Genomic DNA, 6,502 nt, shown 5'->3' on the forward strand with positions numbered 1-6,502 from the left:
GTTTTTAGATATCCCCAAAATCTCTGGTTTGCTCTACCGATTGCGATGCGTTACGACGGATTGTTGAGTTTCCGGCAAATGTCAAGATTTTTCGCCGTCTAACACATCCTACGAAATCACTGGTTTAACAATTTTCGATCGAGTACAGTAAACTCAAGGAATCATCCGAGTTGGTTTGAGGAGTCGCTATTCTTCCCACATCAGAGCAAGGGCTGAAGTGCATCTATGTATGTCAAGCCTTGACTAATGCTTACCAGCCAATCTACATGGTCCGTCTCGACGAACGCACGGGAAATCTTTTTATCTTGGCTGGGGACAATATTGAAATTCTAATTCGTCGTAGTGGAAACTGGGAGTTTTTATCGTGAAACCCAATTTCGAGACCATGAGCAAAGCCGAGTTACGGGCTTATGCAATCGCTCATCAAAATGATAAAGAGGCATTTGAGGCGCTTGTCGATCGATTAACGGCTCAATCTTCCTCAGAAACTTATACTGCATCGATGTCACCGGAAGAGATTCAAAGTATTGTGGTTGAGAAACTGGGAAAAGATTTTCAGGAAAATCGAATTATTCCACCGAATCTTCAAGAAGCTGAAACCTTACTTGCTTCATTATTTGAAGAAGTTAAAACCTGGGAAGGAACTCTCGCTGGGGGAACCAAGTTAGATGTAGGGGGAACGGCAATCGATCGCCTGCGTCAAACCCAAGTTTGTTTTGGTAATCCGAGAGATAGTTTGATATTACTCACCGAAGAGACATTTCAGGAAGTGGGGGTTGAACTAAGCCACATTGTTCGCCAACAAATGCGCGATGGATATAACTTTTATTATATGACAGTATCTGTCGATCTTCGTCCTCAACCGGGCGCTCGTTTCCGACAGTTATGCTGTGAGTTAGACTTTAGTCCCAAAGGTAAAAACGAACCGATCGTCCATGCCATTTTTCCGAAGAGTCAATGGCGAACGGTGATGAATTTAGAAACCGGGATGAATTTAGGGTTGAATGAAAACTTAGATTGGAGTATTGGACTCGATACATCGAATACTGCGGTACTCCAAAATATTCCCGGTAATCTCAAAGCTAATGTTGCTAGCAAAAGCAAACTCAAAGCATTGGTTGCAATTCCCAACTATGATTATAATGCCGGTCGCTTCGATATTGTGGCTCAAGGTGAGGGAAACTCAACTTGTTACTGGTATATTCAGGAACCCGATTTGTTGAAACTGACAACAGTGCAGTTTGCGATTGTGTTCAAGGTGCCTCAAAACATTAAATCTATCGGTTTACGCGGTACGGTTTGGGCTGAACCAAGTATGAATTGGTTGACGGCTGAGATTCGGGATGTATTCAGCGAGTTAGCAGATCGATTTCAAAACTTACTGCGACGTAAAGATGAGGTAGCAAGTCAGTTTTCTCGTGGAGATGCTGAAAAGTGGACATTGCGGTTGCCTCAAGCAACTGCTAATTTATAAAAGACTGGGTTTGCTTTACAGAGATGACTTTGGCGTGGGGTGTGCTCGATCTTTGTGTTTCTCCACATTTTCCTCACAGTCTTTTATGCAGAATTCATATTACACTTATCGAATTAAGATTGAAAATCATCAGGATGTAAAAGTTGAAAAGCGAGATTTGAACGATCGAGTTCTCGAAAATCCATCAGGAAAACTACGTTTAGATAAACTGACTGATGAAGCTCGTGAACTACTGCAACTTTCAAAAAATAAGCAACTTAACGAATCGAGGCAATCTAAATTATTAGGCGAAGCATTATTCGATAGTTTATTTGATGATGTGCTTTGTCAAAATTTTATTGATTTTTACGATCTAATTATTCGTAAGGAACAAAAAAGAATTCGCATTGAGTTAGATATTAACGAAAAACTCATGCCAGAATTAGCTGCCTTACCCTGGGAATTTATGTGCTTACCCCAGAAAGCTAACTCCGGTTCTGTATGGTTAGCAACAGCTCCTAATTTAGCCTTTTCTCGTCGTCGAACGCAATGTAAAGTAGCAGACCCCATCTCGTTACAACCGAATGAAAAGCTCCGAATTGCTTTAGTTATTGCTGAACCTCAAGGTTTAAATCCGGTCGTTTACGAAAAAGTAAAAGTAGAATTAGAAAATCTAGCAAGCGAGCAAGCTCATAGAGTAGAGTTACTTCCAATTGTTAGAGCGGCTAATCCGAAAGCTGTTGATTCTATATTGAAACAAAAGCCTCATATATTCCATTTTATCGGACATGGTCGCTTGTCTGATGAAAATCACCAAAATGTGGGACAAATTGCCTTTGTTGATGAATTTGGAGGTGTGAGTTGGGAAGATGCCAACGACTTTAGTAACTTATTTACTAGAAACTGGCGTGGAATTTTGGTACTACAAGCTTGTGAGAGTGGCGCACTATCTGAGTCTCAACCATTTGTTGGTTTAGCATCGAGAGTCGTACAACAAAACGTGCCTGTTGTCATCGCGATGCAATATGAAGTTTCAAATAGTACGGCTAGTCAGTTTTCCTGCCGTTTTTACAAAGAGTTGGCAGAAGGTAAACCAGTAGATGTTGCTGTACAAGAAAGTCGATATGCAATAGCTTTGAGTCCAAAACGGTATCGTACACGAGATTTTGCGACTCCTGTAATTTTTATGCAAGTTGCCGATGGAAATTTATTTCAATGGCAAGAAAATACAAGAACTCTACTTGACATAAAACAGCCTAGTATCTTACAGAATAAATCTCAGAAAAAGCAAGTTAGTTGTGCTCATCTAGAAACTCTCTTGTCTTTAAAAAGCTGGCGAGAAGCAGATAAGGAAACAAAACAAATCGTCCTAACTTCTAGGAATAAAATAAATAGTCCGGGTTTGGAAATTGAAGATGTCGAGGAACTCGATATTAAGCTACTTGAAATGATTGACTCGCTATGGATGAAGTACAGCGATAATAAGTTTGGAATAAGTCTCCAACACAATATTTGGAAAAAGATAATCTCCACACCAATTATGTATGGTTTTATACGTCGCTTGTTTTCAAAAGACAATGAAGATAGCACTCAGAAGGATAAGGAGAATGTTTACCGTTTTGGCGAGCAGGTAGGATGGTGTCAAATTAATAAGCCAGATAATCAGAAATGGATTCCATATAAAAAGCTGACTTTTAACTTGGATGCTTGCGAAGGGCATCTTCCATACTCTAGGACATGGTGTAGTCGTAAATGGGGTCATGGACCTAAGCGTTTTGCTCGTTTGATGTCCAAGTTTGAATCCTTGCACCAATAACTTTTGCGATCGCGCAACTCGCACCATCCTCGACTACACCCCCAAAACCCTCGACGGTATCTACCCACTCACCGCCAGATAACCCTACCAGATGCAACGGCTTGGCTTCCAACGGGTGCGTCGCTATAATGACCGAGTATTCGACCAAAAACCGATCGCCCCTTTTGCTCCCATCAATTCTCAAACGGTCATTTTTCCATCGATAAACCATCACCGATCGTGAGGTGCACATCCATTGGTATCTTTGCTGACGATCGCTCTTCCCAAAACCAGCTACAACAATGGTTTGTGCAAAGTCTCTTGATGGTAGTGCGGTAAATGAAATCTCGAAAACCGAGAGTGGTGGTGGTTGGTGCGGGATTTGCCGGTTTGAGGGCCGTTCGCCAGCTTGCGAGAATCCCGGTCGAGATTTTGTTAATCGATCGAAGTAACTACCACACCTTCATCCCTCTCCTGTATCAAGTGGCGACGGGGTTTATTGCCCCCGAACAGATTGCCTATCCCCTCCGCCGGGTGCTGCGCCGCATTCCCAACGCTTGCTTTTTAATGACCGAGGCGAACCGCGTCGATTTCGATCGCCGGGTTGTCGAAACCGACGTGGCAAATGTGGAGTACGATTACCTAATAATGGCAACGGGCGCTCGGACTCGGTTCCTCGGGGTGGAAGGCGCGGCGCGATACAGCTTCGGACTGAACACCCTCGAAGATGCGGTGAGGTTGCGAGAGCAGATTCTGGGCTGTTTCGAGGAAGCCGAACACCAAAGCGATATCGATATCGCCTCACAATTGCTGACCTTTACTATCGTCGGTGGCGGGCCCACGGGAGTCGAACTTGCCGGTGCTGTGGTGGATTGGGTGGAGGGGACACTGTGCCGAAACTACTCGATATCGGCTCCGGTGCGCGTTATCTTATTACAATCGGGCGATCGCGTTTTAGCGGATTTTCCCGAGAGTTTGAGCCGCTACAGCAACCGTCAACTGCGCCGTCGCGGTGTCCGCGTCCATTTCCAAACTCGGGTGCGAGCGGTCGCGCCAACGGGTGTAACCTTAGAAGATGGGACGACAATTGAGACGGCAACCGTCATCTGGACGGCGGGAGTCGAAGCCCATCGACCGAATACAACCGCAGAAGTGCCCACGGCAACCCAGAAGAAAGTGGTCGTGCGATCGACCTTATAGTTTCCCGAGTATCCTTGTGTCTACGGGGTTGGCGATGTCGCCTACGTGACCCAAGACGGAGAACCGCTCGTCGGTGTGGCTCCCGAAGCGCTCCAACAGGGAACGACCGTGGCAGCCAATATCAAGCGACAATTACAAGGACGCGCTCCCCTGACCTTCGATTATTTCGATAAAGGTAGAGCGGCAATTATCGCCCGCAATGCCGGGGTGGCGTATCTGTTTAATAAAATTAGCGTCAGGGGATTTTTAGCCTGGTTCCTGTGGTTGGGAATTCACCTCTATTACCTTCCCGGCCTCTCGAATCGGTGGTTAGTTCTTGTGAGTTGGATTCGAGATTATTTGACGAAATATAGAGCGCTGCTACACATTTTTGGATTAAAAAATAGTAACTTATCAAATAAGCTGAAAGACAAAAAAATCTAAAATAAGCTCGAATTAAAATTAAACGTTCTGCCCAAAACTTAATTCAACTAACCTCGATACCCAATATGAGTCTCAATCCTTTCTCCAATTCACTGCGTCGCCGCGATATTGTTTTAGCTTACACGTTATTACGAATTCTCTTAGGGGTTAACTATTTCAATCATGGGTTTACTCGCATGGGAAATATTCCAGCCTTTGCTCAATCCATGGTCGATTTATTTCAGAATACCTTTATTCCCGATCCCCTCGTCCGAGGTCCCGCATTTTTGGTGCCAATTATCGAGCTAATTGCTGGGGGATTGCTCGCAGTGGGGTTCGCCACCCGAGCTTCTTTAGTGACGTTATTTGGCTTGATGATAATGTTAACCTATGGTGTCACGCTCATTCAAAATTGGGATGCGGCTAGCTCTCAACTTATCTACTGTTTAGTGCTATTTATCTTGCTTGCGGGTAGTACGTTTAATGTCTTTTCTGTCGATCGTTGGCTTGCTCGTCGAAAGAAAGGTTAATTTAAATAAGTAATAAGTGATAAGTAATAAGTAATACCTGTGCTTAAAATTAGAGAATTCAACGAACGAATTCGAGCTAATTTTTTGTATTAATGAAGAGGCGCAGGTTCCGCTTGATGCGAGCTTAATCTATATGACTTATTACTTATTACTGAGCGCCCGAAAGGCTTTGGTGAGTTCTGACCCCGAGACGATCGATCCTGTGGGTTTTGCTCGGATGTAGTAAGCTAAAGACATCGGAAATCGGGGCAAAAGAATGAATTCAGATACCAAACTTTTCTTCTTCGCTCTGGGAATTCCGATCGCTGGCTTAATCTACTGCGGCTTGGGGATTACGGCCATGGCAACGGTAACCGGCGTTCGAGAACACCCGCTACTCTCGGGAGGCCTGTTTTTCTTTATCCCCTTCCTCACCGCAGCGTTTATTTGGATGAGAGCGTCGGCGAAGGTTTATCGAAAAGATGGATGATGTTCCGGCAAATTGGGAAGCCCGAACCCACCCCCCGCCCCTCCCAGGAGGGGAGTAAGATGTGGAAAACGCCGATCGATTTGAGACCCGTTCTCTAGTTGCCCTTTCTAGTTCCCCTAAGCGCGAGGGGTTAGGGGTGGGTTCGATCGAGACAAGCAGTAAAAACTCGCAGCGCGATCGCCTTCCTCCCCCATCACTTAAAATTCAGAGGATCGACATCGATCGCCAAACTCACTCGCCCAGAACAAAGCGATCGCAAGTTTTCCCACTCCGGCAACTCCGGCAACTCTACCGATTCGGAAAGGGGGAATTTGAGCAAGATTTGCCAGCGAAATCGATCGGCGACGCGCATCACTGGGGCGGGAACCGGGCCGAGAACGTCGTAGCTGCCTTCTTCAGGGGGTTGCAACGCCGTAGCGATGCGATCGGCACTTTCCCCCACCTCCGTCTCATCCACCCCCGTCAGCCGCAACAGAATCAACCGACCGCAGGGGGGATAACTGAGGGCTTCTCGCTGTTCGAGTTCGCTGGTGATGAACGAGTGGTAATCGTGACGCTGCACCGCTTGCACTACGGGATGTTCCGGGGAATAGGTTTGCAAAATCACCTGACCGGGATCGTCTCCCCGTCCCGCCCGTCCCGCGACCTGAGTC

General features: G+C 45.6%; 7 protein-coding genes and 1 pseudogene. 7 read left to right on the top strand and 1 reads right to left on the bottom strand.

Translation table 11 applies throughout. The annotated features are described in order from the left end of the window. Positions 1-188 precede the first annotated feature (188 nt). The 7 genes from IQ235_RS18950 to IQ235_RS15515 all read left to right on the top strand — a co-directional run bounded on the left by IQ235_RS18950 (position 189) and on the right by IQ235_RS15515 (position 5,849). Positions 189-368 carry a DUF6888 family protein gene (locus tag IQ235_RS18950; protein WP_405196687.1) on the top strand — a complete coding sequence of 60 codons (180 nt, stop codon included), beginning with the start codon at positions 189-191 and terminating at the stop codon, positions 366-368. Next, the gene (locus tag IQ235_RS15490; protein WP_264322343.1) at positions 365-1,474 is read left to right on the top strand and encodes a DUF6887 family protein; all 1,110 of its coding nucleotides are present in this window, start codon (positions 365-367) and stop codon (positions 1,472-1,474) included. Before IQ235_RS18950 ends, IQ235_RS15490 begins: the two co-directional genes overlap by 4 nt. Before the next feature lie 85 nt (positions 1,475-1,559). Then, the gene (locus IQ235_RS15495) at positions 1,560-3,269 is read left to right on the top strand and encodes a GUN4 domain-containing protein (protein ID WP_264322344.1); all 1,710 of its coding nucleotides are present in this window, start codon (positions 1,560-1,562) and stop codon (positions 3,267-3,269) included. A gap of 318 nt (positions 3,270-3,587) precedes the next feature. Beyond that, positions 3,588-4,448, top strand: a complete 861-nt coding sequence (locus IQ235_RS15500) for an NAD(P)/FAD-dependent oxidoreductase (protein WP_264322345.1) — start codon at positions 3,588-3,590, stop codon at positions 4,446-4,448. Positions 4,449-4,493: 45 nt separating this feature from the next. Further along, on the top strand, positions 4,494-4,871 hold the full coding sequence (locus IQ235_RS15505) for an NAD(P)/FAD-dependent oxidoreductase (protein ID WP_264322346.1): 378 nt from the start codon (positions 4,494-4,496) through the stop codon (positions 4,869-4,871). 65 nt (positions 4,872-4,936) lie between these two features. Then, positions 4,937-5,380: a DoxX family protein gene (locus IQ235_RS15510; RefSeq protein WP_264322347.1), complete on the top strand. Its 444-nt coding sequence runs from the start codon at positions 4,937-4,939 to the stop codon at positions 5,378-5,380. Positions 5,381-5,636: 256 nt separating this feature from the next. Continuing rightward, positions 5,637-5,849, top strand: a complete 213-nt coding sequence (locus IQ235_RS15515; RefSeq protein ID WP_264322348.1) for a hypothetical protein — start codon at positions 5,637-5,639, stop codon at positions 5,847-5,849. A gap of 193 nt (positions 5,850-6,042) precedes the next feature. Here the strand turns inward: IQ235_RS15515 and IQ235_RS15520 are convergent. After that, positions 6,043-6,502 (bottom strand): annotated as a pseudogene (locus IQ235_RS15520) (primosomal protein N'); the annotation flags it as partial.

The sequence above is a fragment of the Zarconia navalis LEGE 11467 genome (genome assembly GCF_015207075.1).
Lineage (GTDB): Bacteria > Cyanobacteriota > Cyanobacteriia > Cyanobacteriales > Geitlerinemataceae > Zarconia > Zarconia navalis.

Coding starts and splice junctions, on each gene's coding strand:
- IQ235_RS15495 (WP_264322344.1), top strand. CDS start 1,560: ATGCAGAATTCATATTACACTTATCGAATTAAGATTGAAAATCATCAG.
- IQ235_RS15500 (WP_264322345.1), top strand. CDS start 3,588: ATGAAATCTCGAAAACCGAGAGTGGTGGTGGTTGGTGCGGGATTTGCC.
- IQ235_RS15510 (WP_264322347.1), top strand. CDS start 4,937: ATGAGTCTCAATCCTTTCTCCAATTCACTGCGTCGCCGCGATATTGTT.
- IQ235_RS15515 (WP_264322348.1), top strand. CDS start 5,637: ATGAATTCAGATACCAAACTTTTCTTCTTCGCTCTGGGAATTCCGATC.